Below are 3,834 nucleotides of genomic sequence, written 5' to 3' on the forward strand. Positions count from 1 at the left end.
GTGTATGTGTCCAAAGTTCGGGGGTTAATCCGGTCCGAAACCACAGGAAATGCAACATGGGGTGCTAAGCTTGATACCTATGTTTGCAAAACGCTCAATTAAGATCCTCTTATCACCTTTATGAACTATGATGATCCTCATGATCTTCCGAACGATCATGAGGATCACTGTGAAACTTAAGAATTACGTTTTTCTGTGAGTCCCCAAAATTATACTGATAAATAAACCTGTTGTTTTCTAATCTTTCAGTTGCATAGAATACTGTTTTCTTAGAATTTTATTTCCTCATTTTGATGTGTATTTGGTGCGAACTCTACCTTAGTTAATATTTTTTAAATTTTTGTCTTTTAACTCAACTTTAAACTTTATAGAAGGTAATTTTTCTTTATTAATCATTGTGTTTAATTCCCAAATACCCGTGCTAGGTAATTTAATAAGTAAAGGAACTTTAGCAATTGGAGGATTATTCATTTCATTATTAACAGAATTTAAATCTTGATTATATTCTAAAGGCGTAACCTTAGGTTCAGTTTCTTTTTCGTTTTTATAAAGAGGCCCTACTTGTTTTTCTATTTTACCGTCTCTTAAAATCGTAACAGTCTCTCCAGTATTTTTATGTGTAGCAGAAATATTAACTTTCTTTCCAATAACATCATTAGCCCAAAGATATAAAATACAATTTATAGGGGTCTTTTCAGTAATAAGCACATCTTCGATAGCTAAGACCCCCTTTATGCCACGCATTTCATGAACTATCATAAGCCCTTTGTTTTTTTCCTGTATAACAAAGGTAGGGGTTATCTCCAAATTTTTTTGCTCGATCATTGACTCACTATGCTTAGTGTTCTTAGCATTTTTGTGTTCGCTATTTTCTGATGAAGTAATTTCTTTAGGAGCGGAACAGCCTACTAATAATAAAACTATACATAAAATCCGTAATACTACTAGCATAAGCCATCACCTTTAGTTAATTATTTTCTTAAATGTTTTGTGAAGCTAATTTTCTAGATAGTGAAGATACTATACTAACTCCAATATAAATTCACTATCGTCAGTATATTTTTCTTAGTGGTTTTATAAAAAATCTGGTTCATTATATTAATCAAGTGCTTTACTTAACAAAATTTTTATCTTTATAAATACATTTTTTCTATAAATAGTTAATTCGATCTCATCACCAACCTTTACTTTAGTATATAAATAATTTTTAAAGTCAGCTAAAGTAGAAACTTTGCTTTTGTTTATTTCAGTAATAACATCATATTTTTTAAGTCCATATTTCTCAGCAAGAGAATAAGGAGTAATTCCATTAATTAAAATACCATCTTCTAAATCATCTGGTAAATTAAATATTTCCTTCTTGTATAGATCAGGAATATCTTTTAAGTCTACTGGATTTATAATCCCTATATAAGGTCTTTCAACTTTTCTGCCTTTCAACAATTCATTTATTATTGGTATAGCATCATTTATCGGTATAGCAAATCCCAATCCTTCTACACCATTGCGAACAATCTTCATACTATTTATACCTATTACTTCACCAAATTCATTTATAAGCGGTCCACCACTGTTACCTGGATTAATAGCTGCATCAGTCTGGATTACGTTTATATCCCATTCCCCTAATTCAGTATCAACTGTAATATTACGCTTTTTGGCACTTATAATTCCTTGTGTAACAGTTTTCGAAAATTCTATACCTAAAGGATTACCTATTGCAATGGCTAGTTGTCCAACTTTAACATCATCTGAATTGCCGAACGCAGCAATCGAATTAATACTAGAGTCCGTAAACTCTAATACAGCTAAGTCTGTTAGTGTATCCTTTCCTTTTAAGGTTGCTTGTACTTTTTTTCCATTACTCAAGCAAATCTCTAACTCACCTGAATTTTCAACAACATGATTATTTGTTACAACATATATTTTATCTCTTTCCTTTTTAAATATTATTCCTGAACCTACCCCTTGCTCAACATCGTCTACCTTCCCTGTAAACAAATTCTTTACCTTTTTGATATTAACAATCCCTACTACAGTTTCGGAATTTTTTTCAACAGCAGCCATGACTTTAGTTGAAAAATCATTTTGACTTTTAGGGAGTGATACCTCGTGATCTTTCACAATCTTAATATTATCTTCCGTGTTACTTGGAATTATTATCCCTTGTTTTATGCAAAACAAAAATACAAAAGCTGTTATAACTCCACCAATTATCGAAAATAAGAAAGCATTTATTATATTTTCACTTTTCATCGCCTTCAAATTCCCTTTCTAAAAATTCTTTTTAAACTTAACTTAAACTTGAAAAGCGTAAATACTTGCATATGTTATATTTGTATTAAAAACGAAAGAATCCTATTTGTACCATTTGGACTCGGTATTAAACATTTCACTATATACACTATCTATACTCATCAATTCTTGATGGGTTCCTTTTTCAATTAGTTGACCATTTTTTAACACCAAGATGAGATCGGCGCTTTGGCAACTTCCTAATCGATGGGAAATAAAAATCGCTGTTTTCTCCTTAGTAAGTTCCATAAAATTCTTAAAGACTTCTGCTTCAGCTTTAGGGTCTAAGGCAGAAGTAGGCTCATCAAGAAATATTACTTCAGCTTCTCTAAAAAAGGCTCTACTCATAGCAATCTTTTGCCATTGTCCATAAGGGAGGTCTTGTCCCCCCTCAAACAATCTGCCTAACTGAGTATCAAAACCATGTGGTAACAACGAAATAATTTCATGGGCTCCTGTTTTAAGAATAGCTTCTTCTAACCGTTCTTCATCTTTTTCTCCAAGCATTATATTTTCTCGAGCACTAAGTTGATAACACATAAAATCTTGAAAAAGAGCGGTTACATTAGTATATAGACTTTCAGTGTTGATATCTAAAATATTTATATCATCATAATAAATATTACCATTACTGGGTTTATATAACCCTAGTAAACATTTTGAACCTCTGTCAATCTATTAACGTTTCCTTGTATGCTTTCTCGGTAACGATAAAAGACATAAGCGAAGACAAGATTATTATACTGAGATAGGTAAAAAGGATAGGCATTACAGGACTTATTTTCACTTACTTTTTTAATGTTACCCTATGTTTTGAAGATATAATTGCAAACTCCAATACCATCATAAGTAATGGATATATTACAGCAATCCCATCAATTATTTATAATAATTATTTTTTAGTATAGTAAATTGGTTGTTAGATAACAGGGATAATATGGGAAATATTGATATTTAAAACCTTTTATGTCTTGTTTAAAATAAAATATATTGGTAATTTATTTAGGTAAAACCAAATTATAGGGAAAATATATTTACTTTTTATCATTATTATGGTTAAACAAGGAATTTAATGAAATAAATATCTATGTAATCCTTATTTATCTAAATATTGGAGCGGGGGTACATATCCTATGAATATGAAAAAAAAGCTATTAGTAGATATCGTCGCGACTACCTTATTCTATATTTTTGGTATAGTTTGGATGTATAGGATAGGTGTGTCTGCTGATATGTTTTGGCTCGCAGTGATTATTGGAGTAGCAATAATCACATTTAGGACTTACAACGGTTTCTTTAGTAAGAGAAGGGAATAAGGTGGTTAAGTCAAATTTAGACACCAACTAGGAGGAAATATTTATAAAACAAGGAAAAAAACTTTTTCTCGCAACGACCACACTTGCTTTAGCGGTAAGTTCGTTAACTCCTTCAACCTTATGTAGCAGAACAAACACTAGTTAAACAGGGGATTTTTTCTAATTAGATGCAATAGAAAAAACTACATACATACTGATTTATATTTTGTGAACAGAATTACAG

General features: G+C 30.9%; 3 protein-coding genes. All 3 read right to left on the reverse strand.

All coding sequences use genetic code 11. The features are described 5' to 3' along the window. Positions 1–318 precede the first annotated feature (318 nt). Positions 319–951 (reverse strand): hypothetical protein, encoded by a 633-nt coding sequence (locus HMPREF0083_RS23955; RefSeq protein WP_021624516.1) that lies wholly within the window; start codon positions 949–951, stop codon positions 319–321. Between the two features lie 147 nt (positions 952–1,098). Further along, positions 1,099–2,256, reverse strand: coding sequence for a S1C family serine protease (locus HMPREF0083_RS23960; protein WP_021624517.1), 1,158 nt, complete (start codon positions 2,254–2,256; stop codon positions 1,099–1,101). 102 nt (positions 2,257–2,358) lie between these two features. Further along, positions 2,359–2,970: an ATP-binding cassette domain-containing protein gene (locus HMPREF0083_RS23965; protein ID WP_081696172.1), complete on the reverse strand. Its 612-nt coding sequence runs from the start codon at positions 2,968–2,970 to the stop codon at positions 2,359–2,361. Positions 2,971–3,834 lie beyond the last annotated feature (864 nt).

Origin of the sequence: Aneurinibacillus aneurinilyticus ATCC 12856 (genome assembly GCF_000466385.1) — a bacterium.
Lineage (GTDB): Bacteria > Bacillota > Bacilli > Aneurinibacillales > Aneurinibacillaceae > Aneurinibacillus > Aneurinibacillus aneurinilyticus.

Excerpts from the sequence above, each read along its gene's own strand:
- HMPREF0083_RS23955 (WP_021624516.1), bottom strand. The coding sequence starts at position 951 with ATGCTAGTAGTATTACGGATTTTATGTATAGTTTTATTATTAGTAGGC.
- HMPREF0083_RS23960 (WP_021624517.1), bottom strand. The coding sequence starts at position 2,256 with ATGAAAAGTGAAAATATAATAAATGCTTTCTTATTTTCGATAATTGGT.